We start from the raw sequence: 15,578 nt of genomic DNA, 5'->3' as shown, positions 1-15,578 counted from the left end.
CGAGGATGAACAGATAGGTCGACGAGAGCATGGCAGACTTCGTAGCGGTTCTGAAGAAGACGCTGGACGGCATGGGCGAGACGACGCCGGCCATGCGTGCGCGGGTGTACGACAAGGCCCGCGCGACGATTTCGGCCAAGCTTGCCGCCATCAACCCGCCGCCGCCGCAAAGCGTCGCCGACCGCCAGAAGAAGACGCTGGAGGACGCCATCGCGACCGTGGAGGCGGAGTACGGCCCGAAGCCGACCTACGACGACCCGCTGGCCGAACTCGAGAACGTCTTCTCCTCCATCGACCGCAACAGGAACAAGCCGCTTCATGCCCAGCCGGCCGCCATGGCCGAACCGGCGGCGCCGGCTCCCGCGCCCGCTCCCGTGGCGCCGCCGCGCCCTGCGGCTTCGGTCGCGCCGCAGCCGCGGCCAAGCGCCCCGCCGCCGGAATTCCTGGCCGACGACGACCAGTATGACGAGACGCCGGAAGCCGCTCGCGACGATGACTTCGATGCGCCGGAGAGCGATGCCGATCCGTTCCAGAAATACAGGCAGAAGCCGCGCCGCCGCATCGGCGGCGGCCTGATCGCGGCCGTGCTGGCCGTCGCGGTGGTCGGCGGCGGCGGTTACGCCCTGTGGTCGAACCGCGACGCGCTGATCGGTTCCGGCAGCGACAAGCCTGCTGCACCCGCGCCGGCCGCGAACGAGGCGACGGCACCGGCTGCCACCGGTGGCGAGCAGACCGCCGAACCGTCGGCTGAAGACGGGCAGGTCAAGCTTACGCAGCGGCTGACATCCGACGGCAAGGAAGTCGACCCCGGTCCCGCCGGCGGCGGCAGCAGCATCGGCGAAGGCACCTCCGTCGCCGCGCTGACCCAGGCGCCGTCCACGGAACCCGAGCCAACACCCGGACCGACGCCGGCGACTCCCGCGCCAGCCGAAGCGGCCGGTGCCAACCCGGCGCCCGCGGCGACCGAGAACGCCCAGGTTGCAGTGGGCCAGAAGGCGATCTTCTACGAGGAACGCACCAACGTGGCCCAGGGGTCGGCAGAGCCCGGCTCGGTGGTCTGGTCGGTGGTGCAGGAATCGCCCGGCGGCGACCTGCCGCCGGAGCCCGCGATCCGCGCCGAGGCGACGATCCCCGGCAAGGACATCCAGCTGCGCATGACCATCCGCCGCAACGCCGACAAGACGCTGCCGGCGAGCCATATACTCGAAATGATCTTCCTCACGCCGGACGGCTTCGAGGGCGGCGGCATCGAGAACATCCTGCGCGTGGCGCTGAAGAGCTCCGAGCAGGATGCGGGAAGCCCGCTCCTGGGCATTCCGGCCAAGATCGCCGACGGCTTCTTCCTCGTCGCGCTCAACGACACCAAGGCCGAGATGGACACCAACCTGAACCTGCTGCGCCGCCGCAGCTGGATCGACGTGCCGGTGGTCTACAAGTCCGGCCGCCGCGCCCTCTTCACCATGGAAAAGGGCATTCCGGGCGACAAGGCGTTCGAGGAAGCCATGAAGGCCTGGGAGGCCAAGGCGGCAGGCTAAGGCTGCCTGAAGTGACGTGGTGCCCGCGTCAGAAGCCTTGGAACAGCATGTCCAGGGCGTCAATAATCTGGTCGTGGCGCTCGCCTAGATTGGCGCGCGGTTCTCCCAATTCGGAAACCGCGACAGCACCGATGAGGTGCGTAGCCATGATCAGCTTTCGGCCATCGATATCGAATACCGGATTGAGCGTCCTGACCGGCGGCGGAGCGTCTTCCGCAGGCAGCAGCGGCACCACCACCCGTGATTTCAGGTGGTCGAGCAGGTCCGACTGCACGTCGAGCAGATAACTGCCACCATACGGACCAGCGAACAGGTCGTATCTGGCCATCAGTACCGGTATTTGGCCAGAGGCAACCCGTTCTGGTCGACATAGTCGTTCCAAGCATCCAACGTAGCTTGGTTCTCGATCTTCCACCGCCGCGACTTTTCCTCGGAGACGGCCTTCGCCAGGGCCTCCTCGGCGAGTTGCGACATGTTGATGCCGAGCGCCTTGGCCTCTTCGACCAGGGCGGCATCGATGGTCACGTTGGTCGGCTTGCGGACGGGTTTAGGAGCTTTCTGCAACAGGGCAGCACCGATCATGCGCATAACATATGCGCACCGATCAAGTGCTGCAATCCGGCCGCAGCAATTCCAGCAAGGTGCGAGGCGGTTTTCGCCCGGAATTGCGTCGGGTTGGGGCGCTCTTGCGCTTCGAAGAAAAGCGGAAACGCTTCAGCCTTCGAGCTCCTCGCGCAGCATCTCCAGCTCGAGCCATTCCTCCTCCAGCGCGGCCAGCGACACGCGTTCCTTGTCGAGGGCGGCGATGGTTTTCTGGAAGCCGTTCGGGTCGCGTTCGTAGAAGGCCGGATCGGCGATCTGGTTCTCCAGCCGCGAGATCGATGCCGTCACCGCGTCGATCTTCTTGGGCAAATTGTCGAGCGCGAACTTCTGCTTGAAGGAAAGCTTCCTGGCCGCTGCCTTGGGGGCGTCCGCCGCCGGCCGGGAGCCGCCCGACGGCTCGGCATTCGGCTTGCGCGCCTTGCGGTCCTCGAGCCTAGCCACGCCGCGCTGCGCCAGCATGTCGGAATAGCCGCCGGCATATTCGACCCATTTGCCGTCGCCGTCTGGCGCGATGATGCTGGTGACCGTGCGGTCGAGGAAATCGCGGTCGTGGCTGACCAGGATGACGGTGCCGGCGAAACCCGCGACCAGTTCCTGCAGCAGTTCCAGCGTCTCCATGTCGAGGTCGTTGGTCGGTTCGTCGAGCACCAAAAGATTGGCCGGACGCGCCAGGACGCGTGCCAGGATCAGCCGGGCGCGCTCGCCGCCGGAAAGCTCGCGCACCGGCGTGCGCGCCTGCTCGGGCTTGAACAGGAAGTCCTTCATGTAGGAGACGACGTGGCGCTGCTCGCCGTTGATGACGAGGTTCTCGCCGCGCCCGTCGGTGAGGTAGCTCGTGAGCGTCTCGTTCGGGTCGACCGCCTCGCGCTTCTGGTCGAGGGTCGCGATCTCGAGGTTGACGCCGAGCCGGACGTTGCCGACATCGGGCTCCATCTCCCCGGTCAGCATCCTGAGCAGAGTCGTCTTGCCGGCGCCGTTCGGCCCTACGAGACCGACGCGGTCGCCGCGCTGGATGCGGGTCGAGAACCCCTTGACGACGTTCAGCTCGCCGAAGCTCTTCTCGATGTTCTTGGCTTCGATGACCAGCTTGCCGGATTCGGCGGCGTCACTCGCCACCATGGTCGCCACGCCTTCGGCGCCGCGATGGCTGCGGAAGCGCTGCCGCATCGACTGCAATTCGCCGAGCCGGCGCATGTTGCGCTTGCGCCGGGCGGTCACCCCGTAGCGCAGCCAGTGCTCCTCGCGCACGATCTGGCGGCCGAGCTTGTGCTGCTCGCGCTCCTCCTCCTCGAGGATCTGGTCGCGCCATTCCTCGAAATGGGCGAAGCCGCGGTCGAGCCGGCGCGTCTGGCCGCGATCGAGCCAGACCGTGTTGCGGCTGACGCGTTCGAGGAAGCGGCGGTCGTGCGAGATCAGGATCAGCGCCGAAGAGGTGCGGATGAGTTCTTCCTCCAGCCATTCGATGACCGAGAGGTCGAGATGGTTGGTCGGCTCGTCGAGCAGCACGATGTCCGGCTCCGGCGCCATGACGCGGGCGAGTGCTGCGCGGCGCGCCTCGCCGCCGGAAAGGTCGCCGGGGCGCTCCTCGCCGGTGAGCCCGAGATGATCGAGCAGGTAGGTGGCGCGATGCGGATCGTCGGCCGGTCCCAAGCCCGCCTCGACATAGGCGCGCACGCTGGCAAAACCGTCCATGTCGGGCGCCTGCGGCAGGTAGCGGATGGTCGCCGAAGGCTGGCGGAACACCTCGCCGTCGGTCGGCTCGACCAGGCCGGCGGCGATCTTGAGCAGCGTCGACTTGCCCGAACCGTTGCGGCCGACGAGCGCGATCTTGTCGCCGGCCGAGGCGGAGAGCGCCGCCCCGTCGAGCAGCGGCACGCCGCCGAAGGTCAGGCGGATGCCGTCGAGATTGAGGAGCGGTGGCGCCATTTTTCAGAATTCCGAGGCGGGAAAGGGATGTGCGAGAAGCAAGGCGCGGCCGTCGGCCAGCGATATGCTGAGCCGCCCGCGAACTTCGTTCGACAAGGTCAGCGAGGAACCGAACGGCACCTCGACCTTGTCGAGCGGCCATTTGGCGCCCTCTTCGGAGAGGCCGGAGAGCGCGGAGAAGGCGAGCACGGAAAACAACGTGCCCGCGTCATAGTCGAAGTCGGCAGCACCAGGGAGCAAAGGCACACCCTCCTGGCGGCCGCTGGTGAGCAGCACCTCGGTACCGGCTTCCGCAAGCCTGAGCGCCAGCGCCAGATGCAGGAAGGCATGGTCGGCGCGCGGGCCGCCAAAGGCGCCGGCGAGAACCAGCGAGGTGGCGCCACGATCAAGAGCCGCGGCGATGGCCAACTCGCCGTCGGTCTTGTCCTTGTCGGCGGGAAAGGTCTCGCGCGGCAGGCCGGCCAGGCGGGCATCGAGATCGGCCGGCACGGAATCGAAGTCGCCCAGCCAGAGTTCCGGGACCAGGTCGAGCATGGCCGCGTGGCGGATGCCGGAATCGGCCGCGATCACGCGGCTGCCCGCGACCTGGCTGTCGAGGCGCGGCGTGCGGAATATCTCGCCGCCGAGGAGGATGGTGAACCGGCTCATGCCGTGGCCATTACCAGCCCGGCAGCCGAAACGGAAGGCCGCCGCGCGTGCCTGAAACTTGCGCTTGCACCGCCCCTTCGCCGGCTCTATTTCTTGGATCGCTCTAACGGGGTGCCTGTCGCGCGCAAGCGGGCCGGCTGAGAGGCTGGGAGAATTCCGGCCAACCCGCCGAACCTGATCCGGTTTGTACCGGCGGAGGGATTAGATGCTTCGGACGCCCCGGCGCTTCAAATTCCCTTTCAACCCTAATGAAGGAGGCGCCGATGCGCTCGCTGATCCTGTCGCTGACATCCGCCCTGGCGCTTGCCGCCGCTGCCTTCCCGGCTTCGGCCGAAGGCAAGCTCACCATCTACACCTATGAGAGCTTCACCTCAGAATGGGGCCCCGGCCCGCAGGTGAAGAAGGCTTTCGAGGCCGAATGCGCCTGCGCGGTCGATTTCGTCTCGGTGGCCGACGGCGTGGCGCTGCTCAACCGCGTCAAGCTCGAGGGGGCCTCGACCAAGGCCGACATCGTGCTCGGCCTCGACACCAACCTGACCGCCGAGGCCAAGGCGACCGGCCTGTTCGTGCCGCACGCCGCGGCGGGCAACGACATCAAGGTCCCCGGCGACTGGAAGGACGACACCTTCGTGCCCTACGACTACGGCTACTTCGCCGTCGTCTATGATACCGAGAAGCTGAAGACCCCGCCCAAGAGCCTGAAGGACCTGGTCGAGGGCAACCCCGAGGAGAAGATCGCCATCCAGGATCCGCGCACCTCGACGCCGGGCCTCGGCCTGCTGCTCTGGGTCAAGTCGGTCTATGGCGACAAGGCGCCCGAGGCCTGGGCCAAGCTCAAGGGCCGCGTGCTGACCGTCACCCCGGGCTGGAGCGAGGCCTATGGCCTGTTCACCAAGGGCGAGGCGCCGATGGTGCTGTCCTACACGACCTCGCCCGCCTACCACATCGTCGCCGAGAACACCGAGCGCTACCAGGCCGCATCCTTCGAGGAAGGCCACTATCTCCAGATCGAGGTCGCCGGCATAACCACCACGGGCGCCAAGAACCCGCTGTCGGAGAAGTTCATGGCCTTCATGACCGGCCCGGGCTTCCAGGACGTGGTGCCTGAGACCAACTGGATGCTGCCGGCCGGCAAGACCGACAAGCCGCTCAACCCCGCCTTCGACAAGCTGGTGAAGCCGTCCAAGACGCTGCTCTTCAGCGCCGACGAGGTCGCCGCCAACCGCAAGGCCTGGGTCGACGAGTGGCTCGGCGTGATGAGCAGGTAAGCTCGTAAGGCTGGAACGTGGCCGCGCTTCAACACCCCCCTCTGGCCTGCCGGCCATCTCCCCCACAAGGGGGGAGATTGGCTGTGGCATGGCCTGCGCCAATCTTTGGCGCTGCTGGAAGCAGAGGGAGGCTGAAGCAGCTGATCTCCCCCCTTGTGGGGGAGATGGCCGGCAGGCCAGAGGGGGGCGCGACAGGGCGCAATGTTAGTCGGCCTTACAGTCCGCACCCTGCAAAGTCCGGCCCATCATGCAGATAAGCCATCGCGACCCCCGCATCGCCGCAGGCATCCTCGCGCTGGCGGCCATCGGCCTGCTGATCGGCGGTGCCTTCGCAGGCCTCGGCGTCGAAGCCTGGCGCAACCCCGAAGGCGCCTATGCAGCCTTCGATTCCTATCTCTTTCGTATCGCCCGCTTCACGCTGTGGCAGGCACTGCTGTCGATGCTGCTTTCGGTCGGCCCGGCGATCCTTGTCGCCCGCGCGCTTGCACGACATCCGGAGTTTCCCGGCCGCGGGCTGATCCTGCGCCTGTTCGGCGTGCCGCTGGCGTTGCCGGCGATCGTCGCGGCCCTCGGCATTCTGACGCTCTATGGCCGCGCCGGCTATTTCGCCGCCCCCCTCGGTGCGCTGGGCGGAGGCACCTGGCCGGGCATCTACGGGCTTTCCGGCATCCTCGTCGCGCATGTCTTCTTCAACCTGCCTCTCGCGACGCGGCTGCTGCTCGAATCGTTGCAGACCGTTCCCGCCGACCAATTGCGGCTGGCGAGCCAGCTCGGCATGGGCGCGCGCGCGAGCTTTCGGCTGATCGAATGGCCGGCGATGCGCACGGCCCTGCCCGGCACCGCCGGGCTGGTGTTCATGCTCTGCATCACCTCCTTCACCATCGTACTCACGCTCGGCGGCGGCCCCGCCGCAACCACCCTCGAGGTCGCGATCTACCAGGCGCTGCGCTTCGACTTCGACCCCGCGCGGGCGGTGGCGCTGACGCTGCTGCAGATCGTGCTGACGGCGGCGGCGGTGGCCCTGCTGACGAAGCTCGGGGCCAACACGACGGGCGACGCCAACCTCTCGGTGGCGCGGCGCAGCTATATCGACGCCCGTATCGGCGAGAGGATCATGAACGCCGCCGTCATCCTCGCTGCACTGGTTTTCGTCGGCGGGCCGATGCTGGCCACCGTCGCATCCGGGCTGGAAGCCGACCTCGGCCGCCTTGCCACCGAAGCCTCTGTCCAAGGTGCCGCGCTGACGAGCCTCGTTTTCGCCTCGCTTTCGGCGGCGCTGGCCTGCGCGCTTTCCCTCGCCCTCGTCATGGCGCGGCACGCGCTTGCCGCCGCCCGAGCGGGCAACAAGCGACCGTTGCTCGAGAAGATGACCGATACCGGCGCCGGCCTCGTTCTGGTGGTGCCGCCGGTCGTCGTCGGCGCCGGATGGTTCGTGCTGGTGCGGCAGGGCGTCGACGTCTTCGCGCTCGCGCCGGTCATGGTCGTGACCGTCAATGCGGTGATGGCGATGCCGTTCGCCGTGCGTGCCATCCGCCCGGCTCACGATGCCGCCGCCGAGCGCCACGAAAGGCTGCGCGCGCAACTGGGCATCGCCGGCTGGAGCCGCCTGCGCCTGATCGACTGGCCGGTGCTGCGGCGGCCGCTCGCCACCGCCTTCGCCTTCGCCGCAGCACTTTCGCTGGGCGACCTCGGCGTGATCGCGCTGTTCGGCAGCGACGCGGTGCAGACCCTGCCCTATCTTCTGCTCGCCCGCATGGGCAGCTACCGCACGGCCGACGCTGCCGGGCTGGCGCTGATGCTCGGGCTGCTGTGCCTGGCACTGATGATGCTCGCCGACCGGCTCGGCAAGGAGACTTCGCGATGACGGCAAGGGGCGAAGCGGTGCGGCTCGACCGGGTGCTGTTCAGCTATGCGGAAACCATGGTGCGTTTCGACGTGGACTTCGCTCCCGGCGAGATCACCGCGATCATGGGACCGAGCGGCGCCGGCAAGTCGACGCTGCTCAATCTGGTGGCCGGCTTCGAGGAGCCGCGAGAAGGACGGGTGCTGATCGGCGGAGCAGACGTGACCGCAGCGCCGCCTTCCGGGCGCCCGGTCTCGATGGTGTTCCAGGAGAACAACCTCTTCGCCCATCTCGACGTCGCCAGCAATGTCGGGCTGGGGCGCTCTCCCGCCCTCAAACTCACGGCTTCAGACCGCGAAGACGTGCAGGAGGCGCTGACGCGCGTCGGCCTCGCCGGCATGACGAATCGGCTGCCGCGGGAACTGTCCGGCGGCGAACGCCAGCGTGTCGCGCTGGCCCGCGTCCTTGTGCGCGACCGGCCGGTTCTGCTCCTGGATGAACCGTTCGCCTCGCTTGGACCAGCGCTGCGCGACGAGATGCTGGACCTGCTCGCGGGCGTGCATGCAGAACGGCCGATGACCGTGCTTTTTGTGACACACCAACCCGAAGACGCGCGAAAACTGGCCAAAAACATGGTTTTCGTCGAAGCAGGCATGGTCGCGGCGAGCGGCAAAGCCGTTGATTTCTTCAACAATTCTGGACCGGAGGCGTTCCGTCGCTATATCGGTGCCGAACGTGACTGAGCCGATCACGGGAATTTGCCCGGAAGCGGACATAATTTACGGTCAAATCGCCACAATGACCAAGCGTGCCTTATTGTCTCGGCATAGTGAGTATGGCTAGGTCCACGCGATACCGTCGGGTAATGCTTCGCCGCTGCCCAGACCACCGAAAGGAAGCTGCCCTGCCTATCCGCCGCCACGGCCTCACCGAGAAGCCCATGTCACGCCGCTCGCGACTTGCCCTCGCGGTCGCGCTGACGGCGCTCGTCGCCGGGTGCCAGGTGCTCAATCCGGCCGACGTCCGCGAGTCAGGCTTCCAGCCTTCGAACAACCCCGTGACGGTCGACAACGTCTCGCGCAACGACAAGTTCGCCGAGATCGCCAAGGCCCAGCATCCGCGCATCCTCGCCACCTATGGCGGCGAGTATTCCGATCCGAAGCTGGAGCGCATGGTGGCCAAGGTGGTCGGCAGCCTGACCACGGCTTCGGCCAACCCGAACCAGACCTACCGCATCACCATCCTCAACTCGCCCAACGTCAACGCCTTCGCGCTGCCGGGCGGCTATCTCTACGTGACCCGCGGCCTGCTGGCGCTCGCCAACGATTCGGCCGAGCTCGCCGCCGTGATCTCGCACGAGATGGGCCACGTCACCGCCAATCACGGCGTCCAGCGGCAGCAGAAGGAAGCCGAGGAAGTGCTGGCGACGAAGGTCGTGACGGACGTGCTCGGCGAAAGCCCGACGGCCAAGGCGGCACTCATCCGCGGCAAGCTCCGGCTCGCCCAGTTCTCGCGCAACCAGGAACTGGAGGCCGACGGCATCGGCATCAAGACGAGCGGGCAGGCCGGCTACGATCCGTTCGCCGCAGGCCGCTTCCTGCAGTCGATGGCGTCCTACAGCGACTTCCGCTCCGTCAGCGGCGCCACCGACGCCAGCCTCGACTTCCTTGCCAGCCACCCCAATGCGCCGCAGCGCATCGATCTCGCCCAGCGCCACGCGCGCCAGTTCGGGGCGCCGGGCATCGGCCGGCGCGACCGCGACTCCTTTCTGGCCGGCATCGACGGACTGCTGTTCGGCGATACGCCGGAAGAAGGCTATGTGCGCGGCACCAACTTCCTCCATCCCAAGCTCGGCATATCCTTTGCGGTGCCGCAGGGCTTCATCATCGACAACACGGCCGCCGCCGTCACCGCGACCGGTCCGGGCAACATCGCCATCCGGTTCGACGGCGTGAGCATCAACAACAACATGTCGCTGCCGGACTACATCCGCAGCGGCTGGGTGGCGGGCCTCGATCCGGCAAGCGTGCAGGCTCAGACCATCAACGGCAACGAAGCGGCCTTTGCGCGCGCCAGCGCCGAGGGCTGGCAGTTCGACATCGTCGTCATCCGGGCCGAGACCCAGGTCTATCGCCTGCTGACGGCAGCACCGACGGCAAGCAACCAGCTCGACAGCATCGCACGCACGGTAAGCTCCAGCTTCCATGTGATGACCGCCGCGGAGAAGGCTGCGCTCAAGCCGCTGCGCATCCGCGTCGTCACGGTTCAGCCGGGCCAGACCATGGGTTCGCTTGCTGCGAGCATGGTCGGCGTCGATCGCAAGCTCGACCTGTTCCGCGTGCTCAACGCCCTTGGCCCGGGCGCCACCGTTTCGGCCGGCGACAAGGTCAAGATCGTCACGGACAGGTAGGCTTCAGGCGCCGACGAAATCGACGTTCTGCTTGACCAGCGCCGATTTCAGCTTCTCCAGCGCGCGCGTCTCGATCTGCCGGACGCGCTCCTTCGATATGCCGAGCGTGGTCCCAAGTTGCTCGAGCGTGGCCCCCTCCTCGCTCAGCCGGCGCTCTTCGATGATCTGAAGCTCGCGCGCGTTGAGCACGCCGAGCGCATCGCGCAGCCAGCCGGAACGCCGCTCGATGTCGATTGCCTCGCAGACCAGTTCGTCCGGCAGCGGCTCGTCCGAAACCAGCAGGTCCATGCGCTCCCCGGCGTCCATTTCGTCGTTGAGCGGGGCATTGAGGGAGGCATCGGGCACCGACAGGCGCATGTCCATAGTGGCGACGTCGGCCTCCGATACGCCGAGGGCAACCGAGATCTCGTGATAGGCCGAAGTGCCGCCGAGCAGCCCACCGCCCTGGGCGAGCCGCGCGCGCATCCTGCGGAGATTGAAGAATAGGGACTTCTGGGCCGAACTCGTGCCGCCCCTGACGATCGACCAGTTGCGGAGGATGTAATCCTGCATCGACGCCCTGATCCACCAGGTAGCATAGGTGGAGAAGCGCACGTCGCGCTCCGGCTCGAAACGCGCCGCAGCTTCCAGCAGGCCGACATGCCCCTCCTGGATCAGATCGCTGAGCGGCAGGCCGTAGCGGCGAAACTTGACGGCCATGGCGATGACGAGGCGCATGTGAGCGGTGGTGATGCGGTTCAAGGCATCCTGGTCGTGCTGTTCTCTCCAGCGGAACGCCAGATCGCGTTCCTCCACGCGATCCAGATAAGGCGCGCGCGATGCCGCCTTCAGCATCATCTGTTCGCCGGCGAGGCCTGCCCTGTCCATAGCCATGCCCTGCTCTTTCGGATCGCGCTGCAAAGGCGCGGAGCGCAACCCGGTCCGCCCCGCAGAGCCATAAACGCGACATCGGGGCCAATGTTCCACGGTCGCGGCGATGCGCCGGGATTGCAGGAATTCCATTCTAAGAGATAAGTATAATTGAAATTTCATTCCTTATGCCGTTTCCTGGCTTCTGACAGATTGCGCCTCATCACAACACGCCCGACAAACAAGGCCGGGCAAGAAAATCGGGATCACAGAAAATGAAGTCGCTGAAATCGCTGGCCCTCGCAGCAACGCTACAGCTCGCAGCCGTCCTCGCCGGCCACGCCGGCGAGAACCTCGACCAGATCAAGGCCGCAGGCGTATTCAAGATCGGCACCGAGGGCACCTATGCGCCCTTCACCTACCACGACGCCTCGGGCGCGCTGGTCGGCTTCGACGTCGAGATCGGCAAGGAGATCGCCAAGCGCCTCGGCGTGAAAGCCGAATTCCTCGAGGGCAAGTGGGACGGCCTGATCGCCGGCCTCGACGCCAACCGCTACGACGCCGTCATCAACCAGGTCGGCATCACCGAGGCACGCCAGGCCAAGTACGACTTCTCCGAGCCCTACATCGCGTCCAAGGCGGTGCTGATCGTCCGCGGCGACAATGCCGAGATCAAGGGCTTCGCCGACCTCAAGGGCAAGAAGTCGGCCCAGTCGCTGACCAGCAACTTCGGCAAGATCGCGGAATCGAACGGCGCCGAGCTCGTCGGCACCGATGGCTTCGACCAGTCGATCCAGCTGGTGCTGAACGGCCGCGCCGACGCCACCATCAACGACAGCCTGTCCTTCTACGACTTCAAGAAGCAGAAGCCCGACGCCGACGTGAAGATCGTGGCCGAGGAAGCGAAGGCCGACTTCTCCGGCGTGATCGTGCGCAAGGGCGACCCCGAGCTGGTCGCGGCCATCAACAAGGCGCTCGCCGACCTCAAGGCCGACGGCACCTACAAGCAGATCTCCGAGACCTATTTCGGCACGGACGTCTCGCAGTAGGCATCCCCCAGGGGCGGGGCAGCCGAACGGCGTCCGCCCCGCCTTCCATTTTCTGCATGTACTCGCCCGGAAAATCTGCGATTTTCCGGGCTCGTCGTTATGGAAAGAGCCTTCGCCTTGCCCCACTGGCTTCAATTGATGCTGGACTCGCTCGGCCCGCTTCTGTGGGCCGCCCTGGTCTTCACCGCACCCCTTACGCTGCTTTCCTTCGTTCTCGGCCTGGCGGTCGGCCTGGGGGCAGCGCTCCTGCGCCTGTTCGGCCCAGCCCCGCTGACGGCCATCGTCCGCTTCTACGTCTGGATCATCCGCGGCACGCCGCTCCTTGTGCAGCTGTTCCTGATCTTCTACGGCCTGCCCAGCGTCGGTATCGTGCTCGACGCCTTTCCGGCGGCCCTGATCGGCTTCACCCTCAACATCGGCGCCTATTCGTCCGAGATCATCCGCGCCGTCATCACCTCCGTGCCGAAGGGCCAGTGGGAGGCGGCCTATTCGATCGGCATGACCTGGACGCAGGCGATGCGGCGCACCATCCTGCCGCAGGCCGCGCGCGTGGCCGTGCCGCCGCTCTCCAACACCTTCATCTCGCTGGTCAAGGACACCTCGCTTGCCGCCGCCATCACGGTGCCCGAGATGTTTCAGGCGGCCCAGCGCATCGTCGCCACCACCTACGAGCCGCTGATCCTCTATGTCGAGGCGGCACTGCTCTACCTTGCCATGAGTTCGGTGCTTTCGACCCTGCAGGTCCGGCTCGAGAAGCGGCTCAACCGCTACGGCGGCTTCCTGGAGGCGCGCTCATGATCGGCCTTTCGAACATCGTCAAGCGCTTCGGCGACAACACGGTCATCAACGACGTGTCGGTCGACATCCGCGAAGGCAGCGTGACCGCGCTCGTCGGGCCCTCGGGCGGCGGCAAGAGCACGCTCTTGCGCTGCATCAACCTTCTGGAAATCCCGACGTCGGGCACGGTTCGCGTCGGCGACGACGCCATAGAATTCAAGCCGGGCACGCGCGCCTCGACCAAGACCATCCAGACGCTGCGCCGGCAGACCGGCATGGTGTTCCAGAACTTCCAGCTGTTTCCGCATCGCACTGCGATCGAGAACGTCATGGAAGGCCTGGTGACGGTGCTGAAATGGCCGGAGGCCAAGGCCCGCGAACGCGCCGCGGCATTGCTCGAAAAGGTCGGCATGGCCCACAAGGCCGATGCCTGGCCGGCGACCTTGTCGGGCGGCCAGCAGCAGCGCGTGGCCATCGCCCGGGCGCTCGCCCCCTCGCCGAAGGTGCTGCTCTGCGACGAGCCGACCTCCGCGCTGGATCCGGAACTCGCCCAGGAAGTCGTCGACGTGCTCGGCCAGCTCGCCAGCGAAGGCACGACCATGGTGATGGCGACGCACGACCTGCGCCTGGCCTCCAAGATCGCGCAGAAGGTGGTGTTTCTCGAGGCCGGCTCGATCGTCGAGGAAGGCCCGGCCGGCGAAGTGTTCGGCAATCCCAGGCACCAGCGCACCCGGCGCTTCATCGCCTCGATCACCCACCAGCACGGAGATGGCGGCGAGGGCTGAGTACCTTCATTGGGACGGCCGCTTCAGCGGCAACAAAAAAACCCGGCCGAGGCCGGGTTTTTCATGATCTGGGATTGTGCGGCCGATCAGGCGGCTTCTTCCTGTTCGGCGTCGGCTTCCTCGTTGTCGGCCTTGGCGCCGCGCTTCGGACCCTTGTTGAGGTTGGTCTCGATGAGACGGACGGCCTCGGTCTCCGACATGCGGTTCACGGCCGCGATCTCGCGCGCCATGCGGTCGAGCGCGGCTTCATAGAGCTGGCGCTCGGAATAGGACTGCTCCGGCTGGTTGTCGGCACGGTAGAGGTCGCGCACGACTTCCGAGATGGAGATGAGGTCGCCGGAATTGATCTTCGCGTCATATTCCTGAGCGCGGCGCGACCACATGGTGCGCTTGACGCGGGCGCGGCCCTGCACGACCTTCAGCGCGCGGTCGACATAGTCGGTCTCGGAGAGCTTGCGCATGCCGATGGAGGTCGCCTTGGCGACCGGCACCTTGAGGCGCATCTTGTCCTTCTGGAAGTCGATCACGAACAGCTCGAGCTTGTGTCCCGCCACTTCCTGCTCGTCGATGGAGACGATCTGGCCGACGCCGTGCGCCGGATAGACGATGAACTCACCGGTCTTGAAACCGTGACGTGCTGCGGATTTCTTCTGCGGGATGGAAGTTGCCATACGCCCTGAACTCCTTCTTGTGGCGCCGGCCCGCCGAGGCCGGCTTTAAGGGGCGGTCGCCAAGCGCGACCTTGTGCCGCACGCAAAATCGACCCCCAATCCGAGAGATTGAACCGGGCACTCGCAAATGCGACTGCCGGCCCAGATTTCTCTGGCCCGGATTGAGGTTGTCACCTTTCAGTGAATTAGGCTTCGCGCCATAGATCGACGTTGTGTCACCGGCATGTTGCCGTACCTCTAACACAAAAAGTCGGAAGAATCAAGATTTTGCTGCATGCGCGAAGAGACTGCCGCGTCAAGAGCCGAGCTCGGCACGGAAACTTCACGCTGTGGCCGAGGGCTTCGGCGCAGCCTTCAGTTGCCCTCGCCCGGCTCCGCCGAGAAGTACTTCTCGAACTTGCCTTCGATGCCGTCGAACTCCTTGGCCTCCGGCAATTCGGGCTTCTTGACCGTCAGGTTCGGCCACTTGCTGGCATATTCGGTGTTGACCTGGAGCCACTTCTCCAGGCCCGGCTCGGTGTCCGGCTTGATGGCGTCGGCCGGGCATTCGGGCTCGCAGACGCCGCAGTCGATGCATTCGTCGGGATGGATGACGAGCATGTTCTCGCCTTCGTAGAAACAGTCGACCGGACAGACCTCGACGCAGTCGGTGTACTTGCACTTGATGCAATTGTCGGTGACGACGTAGGTCATGCGGTAGGCTCCGGGACTTCCCGTACGGGCGAACTTTGTCGGTGAGGTAACCCCTTTGCCGGGCTGTTGCAAGGGCGGCCATTCCGCGCAGACGGCCCCTGGCGGAACGGCTTTCTCATCTTTGCGCTCCAGCCGCCTCAGTCGCCGCGCAGGCGATCGGTGGCCCTGCGTTCCCGCTTGGTCGGGCGGCCGCTGCCGGCATCGCGCAGGGGCGGGCGCGCGTCGGGCGGCGCCTGGTCCTTGGGCGTAGGCTCGGGCGAGAGATCCTCATAGAGCAGCCGCGCCTCCTCGGCCGGACCGCGGCGAACGCCGGCCGACAGCACCTTGTAGACCAGGATGCGGCGGTCGAGCGCGATCGTCAGCACGTCGCCTGTCTTGACGATGTCGGATGCCTGGTCGAGCTTGCGGCCGTTGAGGCGGACCCCGCCGGTCTGCACCAGCTTGGCCGCCAGCGAGCGCGACTTGACCGCACGCGAGAAGAACAGCCACTTGTCGATGCGCTGTCTTCCCTCGCCGGCCAA

The 15,578-nt window shown here is 66.3% G+C and carries 16 protein-coding genes and 1 riboswitch; of the genes, 8 read left to right on the top strand and 8 right to left on the bottom strand.

Features of this window, described 5'->3' with window-relative positions; all coding sequences use genetic code 11:
• The first annotated feature begins 29 nt into the window (after nt 1-29).
• Entirely contained in the window at nt 30-1,535 is a 1,506-nt protein-coding gene (locus PV773_RS11295) for a hypothetical protein (RefSeq protein ID WP_347966432.1), read from the top strand.
• A gap of 28 nt (nt 1,536-1,563) precedes the next feature.
• On the opposite strand, the gene PV773_RS11290 is transcribed toward PV773_RS11295, so the two are convergent.
• The 4 genes from PV773_RS11290 to PV773_RS11275 all read right to left on the bottom strand — a co-directional run bounded on the left by PV773_RS11290 (nt 1,564) and on the right by PV773_RS11275 (nt 4,712).
• On the bottom strand, nt 1,564-1,863 hold the full coding sequence (locus PV773_RS11290) for a CcdB family protein (RefSeq protein ID WP_347966431.1): 300 nt from the start codon (nt 1,861-1,863) through the stop codon (nt 1,564-1,566).
• Complete coding sequence (locus PV773_RS11285; RefSeq protein WP_347966430.1) at nt 1,863-2,117, bottom strand: type II toxin-antitoxin system CcdA family antitoxin; 255 nt, start codon at nt 2,115-2,117, stop codon at nt 1,863-1,865. Before PV773_RS11285 ends, PV773_RS11290 begins: the two co-directional genes overlap by 1 nt.
• Nucleotides 2,118-2,249: 132 nt before the next feature.
• Complete coding sequence (locus tag PV773_RS11280) at nt 2,250-4,064, bottom strand: ABC-F family ATP-binding cassette domain-containing protein (protein WP_347966429.1); 1,815 nt, start codon at nt 4,062-4,064, stop codon at nt 2,250-2,252.
• A 3-nt stretch (nt 4,065-4,067) separates the two neighbouring features.
• Nucleotides 4,068-4,712 (bottom strand): thiamine diphosphokinase, encoded by a 645-nt coding sequence (locus tag PV773_RS11275; RefSeq protein WP_347966428.1) that lies wholly within the window; start codon nt 4,710-4,712, stop codon nt 4,068-4,070.
• 97 nt (nt 4,713-4,809) lie between these two features.
• Nucleotides 4,810-4,930: riboswitch (TPP riboswitch) on the top strand.
• Between the two features lie 45 nt (nt 4,931-4,975).
• On the opposite strand from PV773_RS11275, the gene thiB reads away from it, so the two are divergent.
• The 4 genes from thiB to PV773_RS11255 all read left to right on the top strand — a co-directional run bounded on the left by thiB (nt 4,976) and on the right by PV773_RS11255 (nt 10,233).
• A complete protein-coding gene (thiB, locus tag PV773_RS11270; protein ID WP_347966427.1) occupies nt 4,976-5,980 on the top strand; it encodes a thiamine ABC transporter substrate binding subunit in 1,005 nt (334 codons plus the stop codon).
• Between the two features lie 247 nt (nt 5,981-6,227).
• Nucleotides 6,228-7,844: a thiamine/thiamine pyrophosphate ABC transporter permease gene (gene thiP / locus PV773_RS11265; protein ID WP_347966426.1), complete on the top strand. Its 1,617-nt coding sequence runs from the start codon at nt 6,228-6,230 to the stop codon at nt 7,842-7,844.
• Complete coding sequence (thiQ, locus tag PV773_RS11260) at nt 7,841-8,566, top strand: thiamine ABC transporter ATP-binding protein (protein WP_347966425.1); 726 nt, start codon at nt 7,841-7,843, stop codon at nt 8,564-8,566. The genes thiP and thiQ overlap by 4 nt, the downstream gene beginning before the upstream one ends.
• A 197-nt stretch (nt 8,567-8,763) precedes the next feature.
• On the top strand, nt 8,764-10,233 hold the full coding sequence (locus PV773_RS11255) for a M48 family metalloprotease (RefSeq protein WP_347966424.1): 1,470 nt from the start codon (nt 8,764-8,766) through the stop codon (nt 10,231-10,233).
• A 3-nt stretch (nt 10,234-10,236) separates the two neighbouring features.
• Here PV773_RS11255 and PV773_RS11250 read toward each other — a convergent pair whose 3' ends face one another.
• Nucleotides 10,237-11,106 (bottom strand): RNA polymerase factor sigma-32, encoded by an 870-nt coding sequence (locus tag PV773_RS11250; protein ID WP_347966423.1) that lies wholly within the window; start codon nt 11,104-11,106, stop codon nt 10,237-10,239.
• Nucleotides 11,107-11,357: 251 nt separating this feature from the next.
• Here PV773_RS11250 and PV773_RS11245 point away from each other — a divergent pair, with 251 nt between their 5' ends.
• The 3 genes from PV773_RS11245 to PV773_RS11235 all read left to right on the top strand — a co-directional run bounded on the left by PV773_RS11245 (nt 11,358) and on the right by PV773_RS11235 (nt 13,693).
• Nucleotides 11,358-12,131 carry an amino acid ABC transporter substrate-binding protein gene (locus PV773_RS11245; RefSeq protein ID WP_347966422.1) on the top strand — a complete coding sequence of 258 codons (774 nt, stop codon included), beginning with the start codon at nt 11,358-11,360 and terminating at the stop codon, nt 12,129-12,131.
• Nucleotides 12,132-12,248: 117 nt separating this feature from the next.
• A complete protein-coding gene (locus PV773_RS11240) occupies nt 12,249-12,929 on the top strand; it encodes an amino acid ABC transporter permease (protein ID WP_347966421.1) in 681 nt (226 codons plus the stop codon).
• A complete protein-coding gene (locus PV773_RS11235) occupies nt 12,926-13,693 on the top strand; it encodes an amino acid ABC transporter ATP-binding protein (protein ID WP_347966420.1) in 768 nt (255 codons plus the stop codon). Before PV773_RS11240 ends, PV773_RS11235 begins: the two co-directional genes overlap by 4 nt.
• 86 nt (nt 13,694-13,779) lie before the next feature.
• Here PV773_RS11235 and PV773_RS11230 read toward each other — a convergent pair whose 3' ends face one another.
• The 3 genes from PV773_RS11230 to PV773_RS11220 form a co-directional block, all read right to left on the bottom strand.
• Nucleotides 13,780-14,364 (bottom strand): CarD family transcriptional regulator, encoded by a 585-nt coding sequence (locus tag PV773_RS11230; RefSeq protein ID WP_347966419.1) that lies wholly within the window; start codon nt 14,362-14,364, stop codon nt 13,780-13,782.
• Between the two features lie 354 nt (nt 14,365-14,718).
• Nucleotides 14,719-15,057 (bottom strand): ferredoxin FdxA, encoded by a 339-nt coding sequence (gene fdxA, locus PV773_RS11225; RefSeq protein ID WP_347966418.1) that lies wholly within the window; start codon nt 15,055-15,057, stop codon nt 14,719-14,721.
• Nucleotides 15,058-15,194: 137 nt separating this feature from the next.
• Nucleotides 15,195-15,578: an RNA-binding S4 domain-containing protein gene (locus PV773_RS11220; protein ID WP_347966417.1), complete on the bottom strand. Its 384-nt coding sequence runs from the start codon at nt 15,576-15,578 to the stop codon at nt 15,195-15,197.

It is taken from the genome of Mesorhizobium sp. CC13, from assembly GCF_039907765.1.
Taxonomy (GTDB): Bacteria; Pseudomonadota; Alphaproteobacteria; order Rhizobiales; family Rhizobiaceae; genus Aminobacter.
Note: the sequence above shows the minus strand (reverse complement) of the source record. Positions and strands in the feature narration are given on the sequence as shown.

Coding starts and splice junctions, on each gene's coding strand:
- PV773_RS11295 (WP_347966432.1), top strand. CDS start 30: ATGGCAGACTTCGTAGCGGTTCTGAAGAAGACGCTGGACGGCATGGGC.
- PV773_RS11290 (WP_347966431.1), bottom strand. CDS start 1,863: ATGGCCAGATACGACCTGTTCGCTGGTCCGTATGGTGGCAGTTATCTG.
- PV773_RS11285 (WP_347966430.1), bottom strand. CDS start 2,117: ATGATCGGTGCTGCCCTGTTGCAGAAAGCTCCTAAACCCGTCCGCAAG.
- PV773_RS11280 (WP_347966429.1), bottom strand. CDS start 4,064: ATGGCGCCACCGCTCCTCAATCTCGACGGCATCCGCCTGACCTTCGGC.
- PV773_RS11275 (WP_347966428.1), bottom strand. CDS start 4,712: ATGAGCCGGTTCACCATCCTCCTCGGCGGCGAGATATTCCGCACGCCG.
- thiB (WP_347966427.1), top strand. CDS start 4,976: ATGCGCTCGCTGATCCTGTCGCTGACATCCGCCCTGGCGCTTGCCGCC.
- thiP (WP_347966426.1), top strand. CDS start 6,228: ATGCAGATAAGCCATCGCGACCCCCGCATCGCCGCAGGCATCCTCGCG.
- thiQ (WP_347966425.1), top strand. CDS start 7,841: ATGACGGCAAGGGGCGAAGCGGTGCGGCTCGACCGGGTGCTGTTCAGC.
- PV773_RS11255 (WP_347966424.1), top strand. CDS start 8,764: ATGTCACGCCGCTCGCGACTTGCCCTCGCGGTCGCGCTGACGGCGCTC.
- PV773_RS11250 (WP_347966423.1), bottom strand. CDS start 11,106: ATGGCTATGGACAGGGCAGGCCTCGCCGGCGAACAGATGATGCTGAAG.
- PV773_RS11245 (WP_347966422.1), top strand. CDS start 11,358: ATGAAGTCGCTGAAATCGCTGGCCCTCGCAGCAACGCTACAGCTCGCA.
- PV773_RS11235 (WP_347966420.1), top strand. CDS start 12,926: ATGATCGGCCTTTCGAACATCGTCAAGCGCTTCGGCGACAACACGGTC.
- PV773_RS11230 (WP_347966419.1), bottom strand. CDS start 14,364: ATGGCAACTTCCATCCCGCAGAAGAAATCCGCAGCACGTCACGGTTTC.
- fdxA (WP_347966418.1), bottom strand. CDS start 15,057: ATGACCTACGTCGTCACCGACAATTGCATCAAGTGCAAGTACACCGAC.